This is a genomic window from Gammaproteobacteria bacterium, assembly GCA_034522055.1.
GTDB lineage: Bacteria > Pseudomonadota > Gammaproteobacteria > JAABTG01 > JAABTG01 > JAABTG01.
Window position 1 is genome coordinate 2,379,760 of sequence record JAXHLS010000002.1, and the last position, 17,396, is coordinate 2,397,155.

The following is a 17,396-nucleotide window of genomic DNA, read 5'->3' on the forward strand; positions in this document are numbered from 1 at the left end:
AATCGCCGGCCGCCCATGGCCGGCACGGCACATCGAGGTATATATGATCCCCGAGGAGGGTGAGCCAGAAGAATCTTCGGCGCCGGAGGCGGCGCGCCGCCGGCGCCGTGGTATCTATCTGCTGCCCAACCTCTTCACCACCGGCGCCCTGTTCGCCGGCTTCTACGCCATCGTGGCGGCCATGGGGGAACGCTTCGAGGCCGCGGCAGTGGCCATCTTCGTGGCCATGGTGCTGGACGGCATGGACGGCCGCATCGCCCGCATGACCAATACCCAGAGCGCCTTCGGCGCCGAGTACGACAGCCTCGCCGACATGGTGTCCTTCGGCCTCGCGCCGGCCCTGGTGGTCTACGAGTGGTCGCTGGCCAGCCTCGGCAAGATGGGCTGGCTGGCGGCCTTTCTCTACACGGCCGCCGCGGCCCTGCGCCTGGCGCGCTTCAATACCCAGGTGGCGGTGGTGGACAAGCGCTATTTCCAGGGTCTGGCGAGCCCGGCGGCGGCGGCCATCATCGCGGGCCTGGTGTGGTTTGGCGCGGATACCGGCACGGACGGCGCCTCCCTCAACCTGCCCGTCCTGGCCCTGACGGTGGCCGTCGCCCTGCTCATGGTGAGCAATTTCCGCTACCACAGCTTCAAGGGTCTCGATCTGCGGGGCAAGGTGCCGTTCATCACCGTGCTGGTGACGGTGTTCGTGCTGGTGTTCGTATCGAGTTACCCGCCCCAGATCCTGTTCCTGGGTTTCTTCGCCTACGCCGCCTCGGGGCCGCTGCTGACCCTGGTGGAACTGCGCCGCCGCCGGAGCCGCCGGCGCGGTGGCGGGGAGCCGCGGGAAGGGGACGATTGACGCCACGAGGCTTGGCAAGAGTCGGGCAGAATGATTATGATAGCGAGTATTAGCTTCAGAATACCGGTCATTGCCGCCCGAACATGACGTACGCCATCGCCAGCCCAGGACGACCCACCCTCCCCCAGGGTGGTTTTGCGTGCGTGCTCCCCGCCGGCCTGCCGGGCCTGCGGCGACTGCCCTGAGGGGCGACTACTCCAACCCCCCGGTCCGGATTCGGACCACCCCAAGCATGAATTCCATACCCGCCGGCCCCGAGTCTGTGGCCGGCCCGTGGGCTGAGGAGCAGGACAATGAATGACCGATTGATCATATTCGACACCACTTTGCGCGACGGGGAGCAGAGCCCCGGGGCCTCCATGACGCGGGACGAGAAGGTCCGCATCGCCCGGGCCCTCGAGCGCCTGCGGGTGGATGTCATCGAGGCCGGGTTCCCCATCTCCAGCCCCGGCGATTTCGAGGCCGTCAAGGCGGTGGCCGGTGCCATCGAGGACAGCACCGTGTGCGGGCTCGCCCGCGCCGTCCCCAAGGACATCGAGCGGGCGGCCGAGGCCCTGAAGGAGGCGGTGTCGCCGCGCATCCATACCTTCATCGCGACCTCGCCTATCCATATGGAAAAGAAGCTCAACATGAGCCCGGATCAGGTGTTGGAACAGGCGGTGGCGGCGGTCAGGCTGGCGCGCAACCATACGGATAACGTGGAATTCTCGCCGGAGGACGCCGGGCGCTCCGAACTCGACTTCCTGTGTCGTGTCATCGAGGCGGTGATCGATGCCGGCGCCGGCACCATCAACATCCCCGATACCGTGGGTTACTCCGTGCCGGAGCAGTTCGGGGGCCTCATTCGCAATCTCATCGAGCGGGTGCCCAATGCCGACAAGGCCGTGTTCTCCGTGCACTGCCACAATGATCTCGGCCTCGCCGTGTCCAATTCCCTGTCGGCGGTGCTTAACGGGGCCCGGCAGGTGGAATGCACCATCAATGGTCTCGGCGAGCGCGCCGGTAATGCGGCCCTCGAGGAGGTGGTGATGACGGTGCGCACCCGCCAGGACATCTTCCCCGTGGATGTGCGGCTGGATACCACGCAGATCGTCACCTGCTCGCGTCTGGTGTCCAACATCACCGGTTTTGCGGTCCAGCCCAATAAGGCCATCGTGGGTGCCAACGCCTTCGCCCACGAGTCGGGGATCCACCAGGACGGCGTGCTCAAGAGCCGCGAGACCTACGAGATCATGCGGGCCCAGGACGTGGGCTGGAAGGAGAACCGCATGGTGTTGGGCAAGCTTTCGGGACGCAACGCCTTCCGCTCGCGGCTGGCCGAACTCGGGATCAGTTTCGCCAGCGAGGAGGAACTCAACGCCGCCTTCAGCCGCTTCAAGGATCTCGCCGACAAGAAGCACGAGATCTACGACGAGGATCTCCAGGCCCTGGTGACGGATGCGGCCATGAAGGCCGAGAACGAGCGCTTCCAGCTCGTCGCCCTCAGGGTGTGCTCGGAGACCGGCGAGATCCCCGAGGCCACGGTGACCCTGGTGATGGACGGCCACGAGCACGGCGCCACCGCGAGCGGCAGCGGCCCCGTGGACGCCGCCTACCGGGCCATCGAATCCCTGGTCCACAGCGACGCCGATCTCAAGCTCTATTCGGTGAACAACATCACCAGCGGCACCGACGCCCAGGGTGAGGTGACGGTGCGCCTGGAGAAGGGGGGACGCATCGTCAACGGCCAGGGGGCGGACACGGACATCGTGGTGGCATCGGCCAAGGCCTATATCAACGGGCTGAACAAGATGATGCTGCTCACGGAACGCACCCACCCCCAGATCTGACCATGGACGGCAAGCGGGTCGCCTACCTGCAGGCCATGGGGATCGACGTGTGGCTGGAGCGCGAGGCCCCCGTGCCCGCCTGGCCCGCGGCCGCGCGGCCCGCCGGGGACGGTGGTGACGGTGGGGCGGCCCTGGACTGGCCGGAGCTGGAGGCCCGGGTGCGGGCGTGCCGCGATTGCGGGCTTCATCGTAGCCGCACCCAGACGGTGTTCGGCGTCGGCGACCGCCAGGCCCGCTGGATGATCGTGGGGGAGGCCCCCGGCGCCGACGAGGACCGCCAGGGTGAGCCCTTCGTAGGCCGGGCCGGGCGGCTGCTGGACGCCATGCTGCGGGCCATCGGTCTTACGCGGGAAGAGGTTTACATCGCCAACATTCTCAAGTGCCGCCCGCCCGACAACCGCGATCCCAGGCCCGACGAGGTGGCCCACTGCGAGGGCCATCTGCGCCGCCAGGTGGGGCTCGTCGCCCCGGCGGTGATCCTTGCGGTGGGGCGGGTGGCGGCCCAGAATCTCCTCAAGACCGAAACCCCCATCGGGCGCCTGCGGGGCGCCGTGCACCGGCTGCCGGACACCGACATTCCGGTGGTGGTGACCTATCACCCCGCCTACCTGTTGCGCAGTCCGGCGGAGAAGGGCAAGGCCTGGGCGGATCTGAAACTGGCCTGGCGCACCGTGGCTGACCGCGAAGGATGAACATGCCGTGAGTGCCGTCCTGGAGTCCCCCCGTTTGAGGTTTCGCCCCATGGCGGCGGACGACCTCGACGAGATCATGGTCATCGAGCAGGCAGCCTACCGCTTTCCGTGGGGCCGCGGGATCTTCGAGGACTGCCTGCGGGTGGGGTATATCGCCTGGGTGATGCATCGCGGGGAGGAACTCATGGGTTACGGCGTGATGTCGGTGGCCGCGGGCGAGTCCCATGTCCTCAACCTGTGCGTGCGCCCCGAATATCAGGGCCAGGGTTATGGGGGCCTGCTGCTGGAGCACCTGGTGCGCATGGCCACCCGCTTCCGGGCCGAGGTGGTGCTGCTGGAGGTGCGCCCCAGCAACCGGGCCGCCGTGCGGCTCTACCAGAGCAAGGGCTTCTCCGAGGTGGGGGTGCGCAGGAACTATTACCCCGGGGACAAGGGCCGCGAGGACGCCCTCATCCTGGCCCGCGACCTGCTGGCCGATCAGGAGGCCTCGCGGTCGGGCCAGTAGTGGTTTTCCAGGGTCCGGGATAGTCTTGCCACATCTTCGGCGTGGTGGCCGATGGCCTCCTCCAGCCCCGGCCGGTCTCCTGCCTCGGCCATCTTCTGGAGTTGGCGCGAGGAGCGTTCCAGGGCCCGCGCGCCGCATTGCATGGCACCGCCCGCCATGCGATGGGCCAGCTCGGCCACCTGTGCCAGATCTCCCTCGTGGAGGGCCTCCCTGAGGCCATCCACGTGGTTGTCCAGTTCCTTGTGGAGCATCCCCCGCAACTCATCCACCAGGCCGTGGCGGCCGCCGGCGATGCGCAGCGCTGCGGCATCGGACAGTACCTCTGCCGCCGTCGTGTCCTGGTCGGCCCGCGACCGTTCCAGTTGCATGGGCAGCCAGCGGTCCAGCAGCGCCGTCAGGGCCTGTTCACTGATAGGCTTGTTCAGCACATCGTCCATGCCTGCCGCGAGGAAGCGCTCGCGGCTGTCCATCACCACATCCGCCGTGACCGCCACCACGGGCGTATAGCGTCCGCCGTGACGCAGGGCCCGGAAGCGGGCGGTGGCGGTGGGGCCATCCATCACCGGCATGTGGACATCCATGAGGATGAGGTCGAAGTCCCGGGCCACCGCAAGGTCCACGGCGGCGTGTCCGTCTGCCACCGTCTCCACGTCGGCGCCCAGAGCCCGCAGCAGGGTGGCGGCGAGGCGGCGGCTGATCTCGTTGTCCTCGGCCACCAGCACCCGTGCCCCGGGGAAGCGCTTGCGCCCCAGCTCGTTCTGGGGCGGGTCCCATACCAGGTCGTCGTCCCGCGGCGAGTTGAGCAGGCGATCGAGGGCATCCTCCAGTTTGCGCAGGCGCACCGGCTTGCCCAGGAGGGCGCTCACGCCGCGTGCGGCGAGATGGTCGCGCAGTTCCTTGGACAGGGGGGCGCAGGAGACGATGACCCGTGCCGAATGGCAGCCCGGGAGGGATTCGCACACCGCATCCACCGTGGTCTCGTCGGCGACGCCGGACGGCAGGCTGGCCACGATCACGTCGTAGTCGAGGTCGGGAACAGGGGCCGGCCGATGGTCGATGATAGGTACTTCCTGGATCTCGAGGCCGAGGGTCTCGAGCATCTCGTGGAGCATCATGCGCACCGCCGGGTGTTGCTCGTAGAGCAGGACCCGGCTGCCCTTGAAGGGCCCCGTGGGCGGCTCGCCGCCATGGTCCACCGCCGCCTCGCAGCGGATGGTGAAGGTCATGGTGGTGCCCTCGCCGGGGACGCTGGACAGCGTCATCTCGCCACCGAGGCGCTCCACCAGGCGGCGGGATATCACCAGCCCCAGGCCGGTGCCGCCGTAGCGCCGCGACAGGGAGGGGTCCGCCTGGGTGAAGGTCTGGAACAGCCGCGCCTGCTGTTCCTCGCTGAGTCCGATACCGGTGTCGTGTACCATGAAGCGCAGGCCGAGCCCGCGCGCGTCCTCGTCCCGCATGACCCGTACGTTGATACTGCCGGAAGCGGTGAATTTGACGGCATTGGATACCAGGTTGAGCAGGATCTGGCGCAGCCGTGTGGGATCGGAACGGATGATGGCCGGCACGTTCATGTGGATATGGTAGGCGAGCTCCAGCCCCTTCTCCGTGGCGGCGGGTGCCACCACGTCCATCACCTCCTCCAGGCAATCCCGCAGCACCAGATCGAGGACCTCCAACTCCATCTTGCCGGCTTCTATCTTGGAGAAATCGAGGATGTCGTTGACGATGCGCAGCAGGGTGGTGGCGGATTCCTGGATGGTCCGCGCGTAGTCGGCCTGGGTGGGGTCGAGCTGGGTCTTCTGCAGCAGGTTGATGTAACCCACCACGCCGTTCAGGGGGGTGCGGATCTCGTGGCTCATGTTGGCCAGGAAGTCCGACTTCACCCGGCTCGCCGACTGGGCCTCCTTCTTGGCGATGGAGAGTTCGGCGTTTTGGATCTCCAGGGCGTCGAGGGTCTCCCTGAGTTCCCGGGTGGCATCCTCCACCTGTTGCTGCATCTCGTTTCTGGAGGCGTTCAGCGCCTTGCCCATCATGTTCAGGCATTCGCCGAGGCGCTCCAACTCCCGCGGGGCATCCACCGGCGCCATGCGGGCATCGAGGTTGCCGCGTTCGAACTCGTTGGCCATGTGGGCCAGTTGCGCCACCGGCCGGCTGACGCCTGCCGACATGAGCCAGCCGAGGATGCCGCTCAGGATCAGCAGGGCGCCGGAGATCACCACCCCCGTGAGCACCACCAGGCTCTTCTGCCGCTGGATCTCCTCCAAGGACAGCTCGACCACCGCATAGCCCAGGGTCGACAGTTTTTGGTCCCTGGTCGGGTCAATGTCCATGAACTGTTCCAGGTCCTCGATCACCACCTGTGAGGGGCGAATGGGCGCCTGGAACAACAGGGACTCCCCGTCCTCGGAGGTCTGCATGGAGATGGCGTCGCCGGCGAAGGCCGCGGCGTCATGGGGCCGCATGGACGGGCCGCCATGGGACAGCAGGCGGCGGTTGTTGTCGTAGATGGACACCGAGCGTACCTGGTCCTCTTCCAGGGCCGCGTTGGCCAGGGTGAACAGGATATTGCGGTTGCCCGAGAACACCCCGTATTCGCTGGCCGGGGCCAGTTGCCGGGCGATGGCGGTACCACGCTCCCGCAGGGATTCGTCCAGATCGGCGATGCGGGTGTGAGAGTAGTAGAGCACCAGCGCCACCGCGACCATGGCGGCGGGCACCAGGGCGAGGAAAAGGATCTGCTGGCGCAGGGTCCAGCCCTTCACGGTAGCGGCTCCATCTCCATCTCCTGCTGGCGCAGGATGGCCCGCAGTTCGTTCGCCGGCAGCAGGTGGATACCCAGGGAGTCGGCCACGGTGGGGTTCACCACCACGTCGTAATAACGTGGAAAGGCCGGGGGCGGCAGCGCCGGCCGCGGTGTCGGTGAACGGGCCAGCCCGGCGAGGATCTCGCCGAGCTGGGTGCCGATATGTGCCGGTGTGGAATCAACGGCAGTGATGGCGCCCGCCCTGACGTAGGCCTGAGACAATCCGATGAGGGGTACCCGGTGGCGATAGGTGGTGAGCAGTATGCCCTTCATGGTCCGCGGGTTGTAGACCAGGGGATCGGGCAGGGCGAGTATGGCATCGCTGCGTGCCAGGGTGCGCTTGAGGGCCGGCATCACCTCGCGAGGGGAATTCACCATCTGGACATCGAGGGGTGCGGTGCGGGCCAGGGCCCGCCGCAGGTCGTGGACATAGGGGGCCGATGATGGCCCGACGACGACGCCGATGCGCCGGATCATGGGCAGGCTGGCACGCAGCAGACGCAACTGCCGGGCGAAGGGTTGGTCGAGGAAAATGGCGGTGGTGTCGCCGCCGCGGGGTGGTTCCATGCGGCGGGCCGTGAGGGTGGCGTACTGGGCACGGGTGATCAGGGTGTATATCAGTGGTGTGGTGATGGAGGGTCCATGCAGGGTATCGGCCGCGGCGCGGCCGCCGACGGCGACGACGATGGCATGGTCTGCGGGGTCCAGCCGAGCCAGGTAATCGGGAATCCCGTCCGCATCCGTGACCTGCAGGATGACGTTATCCGCCGCCGCCGCCGCCTCCAGGCCCTGCTTGACGGCCTTGAGCAGCTGTCCGTGGGGGGCATGGGCCGGGTCCGCCAGCAGCAGGACGACGATGTGCCGGGCGGCGTCGGGGGCCGCCGCCGTGTCCGCCATGGCCATCAGCATCATGGACACGAGAAGGAGGCACCGTATCGCCCTGCAGGCGGTGCCTCGATGCGGCGCCATGGGCCGTGTCGGCCCTGGCTGGGAGGGGCCGACGGTGGTGGGGTGAGAGTGCGTCATCACGAGGTCGGGTTGCGGTTCCTCGGAACCGATGTTTATTTACATCATACGGTCTCTGATAATGTAGTCCATTCGACCCCTTACAGACCCGTTCATGCCATGGCCCTCGTCACCATCGAAGACTTCGTCGGCAACACCCCCCTGGTCCGCCTGCAGCGCCTGCCGGCCAACGGTGCCTGCGAGGTGTGGGCCAAGCTCGAAGGCAACAACCCCGCGGGCTCAGTGAAGGACCGGCCGGCGCTCAGCATGATCAGGCGGGCCGAGGAACGGGGCGACATCAAACCCGGCGACACCCTCATCGAGGCCACCAGCGGCAATACCGGCATCGCCCTGGCCATGGCCGCGGCCATCAAGGGCTATCGTCTGTTGCTCATCATGCCGGAACACATGAGCCGCGAGCGCCAGGGTATCATGCGGGCCTTCGGTGCCGAACTCATGCTGACACCCCGCGAAGGCAGCATGGAGGCCGCCATCGACCTGGCCCGCAAACTGGAAGAAGAGGGCCGCGGTACGGTCCTCGACCAGTTCGCCAACCCCGACAACCCGCGCTCCCACTACGAAGGTACGGGGCCCGAGATCTGGCGGGATACGGAAGGGCGTATCACCCACTTCGTCAGCGCCATGGGCACCACCGGCACCATCATGGGCACCTCGCGATTCCTCAAGGAGCAGAATGCCGGGGTCCAGATCGTCGGGGTGCAGCCTGCGGAGGGGGCCAGCATCCCCGGTATCCGCCGTTGGCCCGAGGCCTATCTGCCCAAGATCTATGAGGCCGAGCGCGTGGATCGCATCATCGACGTCACCCAGGCGGAGGCCGAGAACACGGCGCGCGCCTTGGCCGCCAGGGAGGGGATCTTCGCCGGCGTATCCTCGGGCGGTGCCGTGGCGGCGGCCCTCAAGCTCGCTGGCGAGCTGAAGGAAGGCGTGCTGGTGTGCATCATCTGCGATCGTGGCGACCGTTATCTTTCCACCGGCGTCTATCCCTGACGCCTTCCGCACCGCGCCGACCGTGTCCAGGAAACGTCCATTGCCCCGGGATCCCGTGGCGGCCCGAGTGGATTCTCTGGACCACGATGGCCGGGGCGTGGCCCGGGTGGCGGACAAAGTGGTGTTCATCGATGGTGCTCTGCCCGGCGAGGAGGTGATGTTCAGTTACCTCAACCGCCGCTCCCGCTACGATGAGGGCCGCGTAGTGGAAGTGCTGAGCCCATCCCCGGAACGGGTGGAACCCCGCTGTGCCCACGCCGGGACCTGCGGCGGTTGCAGCCTCCAGCACCTGGGGGCCGAGGCCCAGATCCGCCACAAGCAGGCGCAGCTTCTGGCGGCCCTCGGCCATGCCACCGGGGCGCCGCCCGCCACCATCCTGGCACCCCTCACGGGGCCGTTATGGGGCTACCGCCGCAAGGCCCGCCTGGGGGCCCGCTACGTGGTCAAGAAGGGGCGCCTGCTGGTGGGTTTTCGCGAGAAGCGCAGCGGCTTCGTGGCCGATCTGGCCCGCTGCGAGGTGCTGGACCCGCGGGTGGGTCAGCGCCTCGAGGCGCTGCGGGATACCCTCGCCGGGCTCTCCGTGGTGCGTGCGATACCCCAGGTGGAGGTCGCGGTGGGCGACGACCGGGTGGTCCTGGTGCTGCGCCACCTGGAGCCCCCGTCGTCAGAGGATAGGGAGCTACTGGGTCGGTTCGCGATGACCCACGGCTGTCAGATCCTGCTCCAGCCGGGAGGGCGCGACTCGGTGGTGGACCTCGACGGCAGGGCGCCGGAACCCCTTCTTTACCGGCTCGAGGCCCACGGACTCACCCTGGAGTTCCAGCCCCTGGATTTCACTCAGGTGAATACCGTCATCAACGCGGCCATGGTGGACCGCGCCCTGGAACTGCTCGCGCCCCGGCCGGATCACGCGGTGCTGGACCTGTTCTGCGGCCTCGGCAATTTCACCCTGCCCCTGGCCCGGCGGGTGAGCCGGGTTTTGGGCGTGGAGGGGGATGCCGCCCTGGTGGACCAGGCCCGCCACAATGCGCAACGCAACGGCATCGATAACGCCGAATTCGTGGTGGCGGACCTCACGGATCTGGAACGGCCCCCACCGTGGTATGACCAGGGTTTCGAGCGTCTGCTCCTGGATCCACCCCGCAGCGGCGCCCTGGCGGTGGTGAGCCGCCTGCCACGGCCGGTGCCGCCCCTCATCGTCTACGTGTCCTGCAATCCGGCGACCCTGGCCCGCGACGCCGGCGTGCTGGTGAGGGAACAGGGCTATCGTCTGGCGGCTGCCGGGGTCATGGACATGTTTCCCCACACCAGCCATGTGGAGTCCATGGCGGTGTTCGAGCGGGGTCGGGTTATTTGATCTCCAGGGTGAATATGTCCCCCAGGGTCTCCCGTATCTGGGCCACCGTCAGGTGATGGCGCTCGGTCTCCGGGCCCGACGCGTCCAGGCGGTCCGCCAGACAGGTGAGGCGGTAGACATCCACCGAGGGCTCGGCGGGACGCAGGCTCATCCGGGTGACGTAGAACCACTGGGAGAGGGCGCTGCCACCGTCGCCCCCGGAGCCGCCGCCGGAGGTCGGCATGATGCCGCCCGGCCCACCCGGGGGCAGCCAGCTGAAGTGGAAGCTGCGCCCCACCTCGGTGATGGTGAAGGTGGTGGGCACGACCCGCAGGGGGCCCTCCGGGCGTTGCCGGGTCTCGATGTAGCAGTGGGGATAGACCTCCTGGACGCTACTAAACCGCAGGGTGCGACCATGCTGAAGATAGAGCAGATCGCCGCGGCCGGGCAGTTCGATGGCCTCGTTGAGCATCAGGGTGGAGCCCGCGGGAATGGCATAGCGGCTATCGCCCTCCAGATGGTCCGGAGCGATGGCGGCGCAGCCGGCGAGGAATACGACCACGGCGGTGAGGATGGCCGGGCGGCTGGCGCTGAGACGTTCACGGGGCATGGCGGCGGGTCCGGTTGAAAACACGTGACGGATTAGAGTAGTTTCGCCATGCGATGTTCCACTTTCAATAGCCGATGGCGCCGGCGGCATGCGGCCCGGCAGGTAGCGCGTGTCGCGCAAGGATTCCGGGTATCGGGGTTTTCGCGCCCGTCCTTCCGCCCGGGCGACACCCTTCGGCCCGATACCCATGACCGATAGCGCCCTCCGCCGCATCCTGCCCCTGCCCCCGATGCTGGCCAGCCAGATCGCCGCCGGCGAGGTGGTGGAGCGCCCGGCCTCCGTGGTGAAGGAACTGGTGGAGAACGCCATCGACGCCGGCGCCGGTACCATCGAGCTGACCTTCGAGCAAGGCGGCCTGGCTCTCATCCGGGTCGAGGACGACGGCGATGGCATCCATCCCGACGACCTGGCCCTGGCCCTCACGGGCCAGGCCACCAGTAAGATCCGCGACCCGGCGGATCTGGAAGGCATCAGCAGCCTCGGCTTCCGGGGCGAGGCCCTGGCCAGCATCGGCTCGGTATCGCGACTGACTCTGGAATCCCGCCAGCGGGATGCCGACGCCGGCTGGCGCATGCGCATGGAGGGAGGTGTCCGGGAAGGTCCCGTGCCCGCGGCGCTGCGTCACGGCACCCGGGTGGAGGTGCGGGAACTCTTCTACAACACCCCGGCGCGGCGCAAATTCATGCGCTCGGAACGTACCGAGCAGGCCCATCTCATGGCCATGGCGCGGCGGCTGGTGCTGTCCCGCTGGGAATGCGGCTTCCGGTTGGTGGCCGGCCAGCGCGAGGTGCTGAAGGTGCCCCCCGCGCGCGATGAACGGGCCCGGGAAGCCCGAGTGGCGACGGTGCTCGGCCGGGCCTTCATGGAACAGGCATGGCCGGTGGCGGTGGACCATCCCGATGTGCGCTGCTGGGGCTGGCTCGGCGCCCCGGACGTGAGTCGCAGTCACACCGACGGCCAGTATCTCTATCTCAATGGCCGCATGGTGCGCGACCGGCTGCTGGTCCACGGCATCCGCCAGGCCTTCGGTGACGCCATCCCCGAAGGCCGCCAGCCCGCCTTCGTCCTGTTCATCGAACTGGATCCCACGCGGGTGGATGTCAACGTCCATCCCACCAAGCACGAGGTACGCTTCCGCGATGCCCGCCTGGTGCATGACGTGGTGGCGGGGGGGCTGGTGCGTTCCGGGGGCGGCGGGGTCTCCCGCGTTGCGTCCGCTACCACCGCTATATCGACATCCCGCCAGGTCCCCGTCCGTGGTTCGGGCGGTGACTCCAACCATGCCTCGAATGGCCCCCGCGGCGGCGCCTCCTCTCGTCTGCCCGCGTCCCCGCGGCGGCCGGCGGAGCGTCACAGTGTGGCTGAGACCACCGCGGCTTATGCGCGGCTGGCGGAGGGCGCCCGCGGGACGGTCCCGGCCCCCGGGACCCTGGGACTCATGGCCGGGCGTTATCTGCTGCGCCTCGACGGCGATGAACTGGTGGTGGTGGACGGGGCGCGGCTGGCGGCCCATCGGCTGCGCGTCGCCCTCGGCCGCCTGGAAAGGGAGGGCGTGGACATGAAGCCCCTGCGTATGCCCCGGGCGGTGACGGTGGCCGCTGCGACGGTCCGCTGGCTGGGCGAGGCCGGTGGAATCCTCGAGACCCTGGGCATCGATGCGGTGGCCAACGGTCCTGACCGGGTGACCGTGCGCCGTCTCGCCCCGGGTCTGGAGGTCATCGACCTCGGCCCGCTCCTCGATGCCCTGGCCGGGTTCGCCGACATGGACTCGGCGCGGTCGCGCCTGGAGGCCTTCGTGCCGGACAGGGTGAGCGATACGGAGGCCGCCGTACGGTTGCTGGAAGGGAGCGGGGAGGACCCGCCGGCGGATTGTGTCACCACCGTCACGGCCCTGGAGCTGGCGCGGCGTTTTGGGGCTTGATGCGTTCCGGCCCGCCATGACCGCCGCACCGGTGATCTTCCTCATGGGCCCCACCGCCACCGGCAAGACCGACTTGGCGGTGGGGCTGGTGGCGCGCTTTGCCGTCGATATCGTCAGCGTGGATTCCGCGCTGGTGTATCGGGGCATGGACGTGGGGACCGCCAAGCCCTCCCCGGCGGTGCTGGCGCGGGCGCCCCATCGGCTCGTGGACTGCGTGGCCCCCACCGAGAGCTATTCGGCGGCGCGCTTCCGGGATGAGGCCCTGGCCGCCATCCGGGACATCCACGGGGTGGGGCGGGTGCCCCTGCTGGTGGGGGGCACGGGCCTCTACTTCCGGGCCCTGGAACAGGGTTTGTCACCCCTGCCGGGGGCCAATCCGGAACTGCGGGCGCGGCTGGCCCGGCTGCGGGAACGCGAGGGCAACGCGGCCCTCCACGCCCGTCTCGCGGCCCTGGATGCGGCCTCGGCGGCGCGGATCCACCCCAACGATCCCCAGCGCGTGCAGCGTGCCATCGAGGTATTCGAGATCACCGGCCGCCCCATGGGGGAATGGCTGGCCGCGGGGCGCGGGGCGGCGTTCCCCTTTCCCCTGCTGAAGCTGGTGCTGATGCCGCGGGACCGTGACGTCCTGCGGCAGCGCATCGCCCGGCGTCTGGAGCACATGCTGGCCGCCGGTCTGGTCGACGAGGTGCGGCGCCTGCGTGCCGAGGAGGAGGTGTCGAGGGAGCTGCCGTCCATGCGGGCGGTGGGTTACCGCCAGGTATGGGGCTATCTGGAAGGGGAGTACGACCTCGCGGAGATGAAACGGCGACTCCATACCGCCACCGCCCGCCTCGCCAAGCGCCAGATGACCTGGCTGCGGGCCGAATCCGGTGCCGTGGCTCTTGACCCCTTCGGTCCGCGGGTGGAGGATGGCCTCGGCGGACGGATCGCCCGCTTTCTTGAAGCTCACGGTGCAGGCGTGAATGGTTGACTTCAGTTGTGAGCTATAATTCCCCACTGCGCTTGGCTGACTGTGCCGGACGCGTACATCCTTCGGGTGGCGGCCTCGCCACGGCAGGGCGCGGTTCACCCAGACCTGAATAACAATATCCATAAGGAGAATACGATGAGTAAGGGGCAGAGCCTACAAGATCCCTACCTGAATCAGCTCAGGAAAGAGCGCGTACCCGTATCCATTTATCTCATCAACGGCATCAAGCTGCAGGGACAGATCGAGTCCTTCGATCAGTTCGTGGTGTTGCTCAAGAACTCGGTCAACCAGATGGTCTACAAACATGCCATCTCCACCGTGGTGCCGTCCCGTAACGTCCGCCTGCCGCGCCCCGAGGGAGAGCAGGGTGGGGTGCCCGGCGACGGCATGTGATGGCGGCAGCGTCATCCGCCGGAGCGTCGTGATTGTTTGAAAGACCGGTGGGCGGCGACGCCGTGGTGCTCGTGCATGTCGATTTCCGCGCGGCAGAGGAGCAGGAGCGGCTGGACGAGTTCCGGGATCTGGCGCACTCCACCGGTGTCACGGTGGCGGGGCTGATCACGGCGAGCCGGGATCGGCCCGACCCCGCGTATTTCGTGGGCCGGGGCAAGGTAGAGGAGATCCGCGAGGCGGTGCTGGCGAGTGATGCGGGCGTGGTGCTGTTCAACCATGGCCTGTCACCGGCCCAGGAACGCAACCTGGAGCGGGCCCTGCAATGTCGCGTCCTCGATCGCACCGGCCTCATTCTCGATATCTTCGCCCAGCGGGCCCGCTCCTATGAGGGCAAGTTGCAGGTGGAGTTGGCCCAGTTGCGGCACCTGTCCACCCGCCTGGTGCGGGGCTGGACCCACCTCGAGCGCCAGAAGGGCGGTATCGGCCTGCGCGGTCCCGGCGAGAAGCAGCTGGAGACCGACCGCCGCCTGCTGGCCGTGCGCATCAAACGGATCAACCAGCAGCTTGCCCAGGTGAGCAGGAAACGCCAGCTCCAGCGGCGCTCCCGGCGCAAGGCGGAGCTACCGGTGGTCTCCCTGGTGGGGTACACCAACGCCGGCAAGTCCACGCTCTTCAATAGTCTGACGGACGCCGGCGTGCTGGAAGCCGACAAGCTGTTCGCGACCCTGGATCCCACCCTGCGGCGCGTGGAGGTGGGCCACGGCCGGGCCTTCATCCTCGCGGATACCGTGGGTTTCATCCGCCACCTGCCCCACGACCTGGTGGCCGCCTTCCGTTCCACCCTCGAAGAGACCCGGGATGCCGACCTGCTGCTGCACGTCGTGGACGCCGCCGATCCCGAGCACCGCGAGAAGATGGAGCAGGTGAACGAGGTGCTGGAGGCCATCGGGGCGGCCGAGGTGCCGGTGCTGCTGGTGTACAACAAGGTGGATGCCCTGGAGGGCGGCGGTCCCCGGGCGGATGCGGACGAGGCCGGTGCGGTGTGGCGGGTGTGGCTGTCCGCCCACAGCGGCGAGGGGCTCGACCTGCTGCGTGAACAACTGGCCCAGCGCTTCATCGGCCGTCTCATTCGCCGCCGTCTGTGCCTGCCGTCCTCGGCGGGACGGCTGCGCTCGCGTCTCCACGACCTCGACGCCGTCATCACCGAAGAGGTGGTCGAGGAGGGCTGGCACATGGACGTGGAGGTGGAACTCGAGGTGTGGCAGCGCCTCAATCTGGGCGAGGCGGAATGCGGCGCGGTTGCGGGCCGGGCCGCGGACACCTAAAATGCACGTCCTTTCTGCGTATTTCGTAGTCCTCTAAAACTTTACACTTCCCGAATCTTAAACTTCGGCGGCTGGAGCAACAGTATGGCTTGGAATGAGCCTGGCGGTGGGCGGGACCCTTGGGGTGGCAACAACCAACAAGGGCCTCCGGATCTGGAACAAGCGATCAAGAACCTGCAGGGCAAGCTGTCGGGGATCTTCGGTGGCCGCGGTGGCGGTCAGGGCGGCGGCTCCCGGGGTGGTGGCGGTCCCAATTTCAGCAAACTCGGGGTCATGGTCATCATCGGCGTGCTGTTCGTGGGCTGGCTGGTGGCCGGCTTCTATATCGTCGACCCGGCCGAAGAGGCGGTGGTCACGCGTTTCGGCAACTACGTGCGTACCGAGACCTCCGGTCCCCACTGGCTGCCGTACTTCATCGAGAAGCATGAGACGGTGAACGTGGCCCAGGTGCGGAGCGCGGAGGTCGGTTTCCGCACCGCCGGCCGGACCCAGGGCTCGGTGGGCAACGAGTCCCTGATGCTGACCCAGGACGAGAACATCGTGGACATCAAGTTCGCCGTCCAGTATCGGGTCAAGGATGCCCGGGACTACCTGTTCAATGTGCGCGATCCGGATCTCACCCTGCGCCAGGTTACGGAATCGGCCGTGCGTGAGGTGGTGGGCAAGAGCACCATGGACTTCGTGCTCACCGGGGGCCGCAGCGCGGTGGCCGACGATACCCGGGTGCTGGTGCAGGACACCCTGGACAAATACGGCGCCGGCCTGTTCGTCATCAGCGTCAACATGCAGGACGCCCAGCCGCCGGCGCAGGTGCAGGACGCCTTTAACGATGCCGTCAAGGCCCGCGAGGACGAGGAGCGCCTGAAGAACGAGGCCCAGGCCTTCGCTAACGAAATCCTGCCCAAGGCCCGCGGTGAAGGCGACGCTATCCGCGAGCGCGCCCAGGGTTATAAACAGCGGGTCACCGCCCAGGCCGAAGGCCAGTCGGACCGCTTCCTGGCCCTGCTCACGGAGTATCAGAAGGCCCCCGACGTGACCCGGGAGCGCATCTACCTGGAGACCATGGAATCGGTGCTGGGCAAGAGCAGCAAGGTGCTGCTGGGGGCCGAGGGCAGCAACAACCTCATGTACCTGCCCCTGGACAAGCTCATGTCCAGAGGCTTCGAGGATGACGAAGACGGCGCAGGCCAGGACGGGGACAGCGGGACCTCAACGTTACCCGCCAGCCGGCTACGCAATGATTCCGACAGATTCCGTTCCGGGAGGACACGCTGATGCCACAGAGCAGACTTTGGGTCGGTGTTCTCATCGCCATCGCCGTCGTGTTGGGCTTCTCCGTCTTCACGGTGCACGAGCGCCAGAAGGCCATCCAGTTCCAGTTGGGCAAGATCGTCAAGTCCGACTTCGAGCCGGGCCTGCACTTCAAGCTGCCCTTCGTGCAGAACATTCGCAAGTATGATGCCCGGGTCCAGACCCTGGATTCGCCACCAGAACTCTACCTCACCAGCGAGAAGAAGAACGTGCGGGTGGACCACTTCGTGAAGTGGAAGATCGCCGACGTGGAGTCCTACTACAAAGCCACGGGTGGTAACTTCGCGGTGGCGGGACAGCGTCTCCTCGAGGTGATCAAACGGGGCCTCAAGGACGAGTTCGGCAAGCGCACCATCCAGGAGGTGGTGTCCGGTGAACGTACAGACATCATGGACATCCTCTCCATCACGGCGAATCGCGCGGTGGACGAGTACGGCATCAACATCGTCGACGTGCGCATCAAGCGCATCGACCTGCCGGAGGACGTGAGCGAATCGGTCTACAGTCGCATGCAGTCCGAGCGCAAGGAGGTGGCCCAGGGCTTCCGCGCTCGGGGTGCCGAGGAGGCCAAGCGCATTCGCGCCAAGGCCGAGCGCGAGCGGGAGGTCATGCTCGCCGAGGCGGAACGCGACGGCCTGCGCCTGCGGGGCCAGGGCGACGCCCAGGCGGCGGAGATCTATGCCAACGCCTTTGGTCAGGACCCCGAGTTCTTCTCCCTGTACCGCAGCCTGACGGCCTATCGGGACACCTTCAGCAACAAGGGCGATATCCTGCTGTTGGATCCCAAGTCCGACTTCTTCCGCTACTTCGTCGACCCCCTGGGCAAACAGTAGCCCGCGTG

The 17,396-nt window shown here is 67.6% G+C and carries 15 protein-coding genes; 12 read left to right on the top strand and 3 right to left on the bottom strand.

Annotation, left to right across the window (positions count from 1 at the left end):
• The first annotated feature begins 43 nt into the window (after positions 1-43).
• From pssA to rimI, 4 genes are all read left to right on the top strand, one after another.
• Entirely contained in the window at positions 44-844 is an 801-nt protein-coding gene (gene pssA, locus U5S82_11635; protein ID MDZ7752295.1) for a CDP-diacylglycerol--serine O-phosphatidyltransferase, read from the top strand.
• A 293-nt stretch (positions 845-1,137) separates the two neighbouring features.
• On the top strand, positions 1,138-2,673 hold the full coding sequence (locus U5S82_11640; GenBank protein MDZ7752296.1) for a 2-isopropylmalate synthase: 1,536 nt from the start codon (positions 1,138-1,140) through the stop codon (positions 2,671-2,673).
• 35 nt (positions 2,674-2,708) lie between these two features.
• Positions 2,709-3,365, top strand: a complete 657-nt coding sequence (locus U5S82_11645) for a uracil-DNA glycosylase (GenBank protein MDZ7752297.1) — start codon at positions 2,709-2,711, stop codon at positions 3,363-3,365.
• A 7-nt stretch (positions 3,366-3,372) separates the two neighbouring features.
• Positions 3,373-3,870: a ribosomal protein S18-alanine N-acetyltransferase gene (gene rimI, locus U5S82_11650; protein ID MDZ7752298.1), complete on the top strand. Its 498-nt coding sequence runs from the start codon at positions 3,373-3,375 to the stop codon at positions 3,868-3,870.
• On the opposite strand, the gene U5S82_11655 is transcribed toward rimI, so the two are convergent.
• Positions 3,843-6,632: an ATP-binding protein gene (locus tag U5S82_11655; protein ID MDZ7752299.1), complete on the bottom strand. Its 2,790-nt coding sequence runs from the start codon at positions 6,630-6,632 to the stop codon at positions 3,843-3,845. The genes rimI and U5S82_11655 overlap by 28 nt on opposite strands.
• Positions 6,629-7,585, bottom strand: a complete 957-nt coding sequence (locus U5S82_11660; GenBank protein ID MDZ7752300.1) for an ABC transporter substrate binding protein — start codon at positions 7,583-7,585, stop codon at positions 6,629-6,631. Before U5S82_11660 ends, U5S82_11655 begins: the two co-directional genes overlap by 4 nt.
• A gap of 213 nt (positions 7,586-7,798) precedes the next feature.
• Between U5S82_11660 and cysM the strand changes: the two genes are divergently transcribed.
• Together cysM and rlmD are read left to right on the top strand one after the other, a co-directional pair.
• Positions 7,799-8,686 carry a cysteine synthase CysM gene (gene cysM / locus U5S82_11665; protein MDZ7752301.1) on the top strand — a complete coding sequence of 296 codons (888 nt, stop codon included), beginning with the start codon at positions 7,799-7,801 and terminating at the stop codon, positions 8,684-8,686.
• Between the two features lie 40 nt (positions 8,687-8,726).
• Positions 8,727-10,043 carry a 23S rRNA (uracil(1939)-C(5))-methyltransferase RlmD gene (gene rlmD, locus U5S82_11670; protein MDZ7752302.1) on the top strand — a complete coding sequence of 439 codons (1,317 nt, stop codon included), beginning with the start codon at positions 8,727-8,729 and terminating at the stop codon, positions 10,041-10,043.
• Here the strand turns inward: rlmD and U5S82_11675 are convergent.
• On the bottom strand, positions 10,036-10,632 hold the full coding sequence (locus U5S82_11675; GenBank protein MDZ7752303.1) for a hypothetical protein: 597 nt from the start codon (positions 10,630-10,632) through the stop codon (positions 10,036-10,038). The two genes, rlmD and U5S82_11675, sit on opposite strands and share 8 nt — an antisense overlap.
• 187 nt (positions 10,633-10,819) lie before the next feature.
• Here U5S82_11675 and mutL point away from each other — a divergent pair, with 187 nt between their 5' ends.
• From mutL to hflC, 6 genes are all read left to right on the top strand, one after another.
• Complete coding sequence (gene mutL, locus U5S82_11680) at positions 10,820-12,553, top strand: DNA mismatch repair endonuclease MutL (protein MDZ7752304.1); 1,734 nt, start codon at positions 10,820-10,822, stop codon at positions 12,551-12,553.
• Positions 12,554-12,569: 16 nt separating this feature from the next.
• Positions 12,570-13,526 (top strand): tRNA (adenosine(37)-N6)-dimethylallyltransferase MiaA, encoded by a 957-nt coding sequence (gene miaA / locus U5S82_11685; GenBank protein ID MDZ7752305.1) that lies wholly within the window; start codon positions 12,570-12,572, stop codon positions 13,524-13,526.
• A 135-nt stretch (positions 13,527-13,661) separates the two neighbouring features.
• Positions 13,662-13,919, top strand: a complete 258-nt coding sequence (gene hfq, locus U5S82_11690; GenBank protein MDZ7752306.1) for an RNA chaperone Hfq — start codon at positions 13,662-13,664, stop codon at positions 13,917-13,919.
• Between the two features lie 32 nt (positions 13,920-13,951).
• Positions 13,952-15,244: a ribosome rescue GTPase HflX gene (gene hflX, locus U5S82_11695; GenBank protein ID MDZ7752307.1), complete on the top strand. Its 1,293-nt coding sequence runs from the start codon at positions 13,952-13,954 to the stop codon at positions 15,242-15,244.
• An 84-nt stretch (positions 15,245-15,328) separates the two neighbouring features.
• On the top strand, positions 15,329-16,519 hold the full coding sequence (hflK, locus tag U5S82_11700; protein MDZ7752308.1) for an FtsH protease activity modulator HflK: 1,191 nt from the start codon (positions 15,329-15,331) through the stop codon (positions 16,517-16,519).
• The gene (hflC, locus tag U5S82_11705; GenBank protein MDZ7752309.1) at positions 16,519-17,388 is read left to right on the top strand and encodes a protease modulator HflC; all 870 of its coding nucleotides are present in this window, start codon (positions 16,519-16,521) and stop codon (positions 17,386-17,388) included. The genes hflK and hflC overlap by 1 nt, the downstream gene beginning before the upstream one ends.
• Positions 17,389-17,396: the final 8 nt, after the last annotated feature.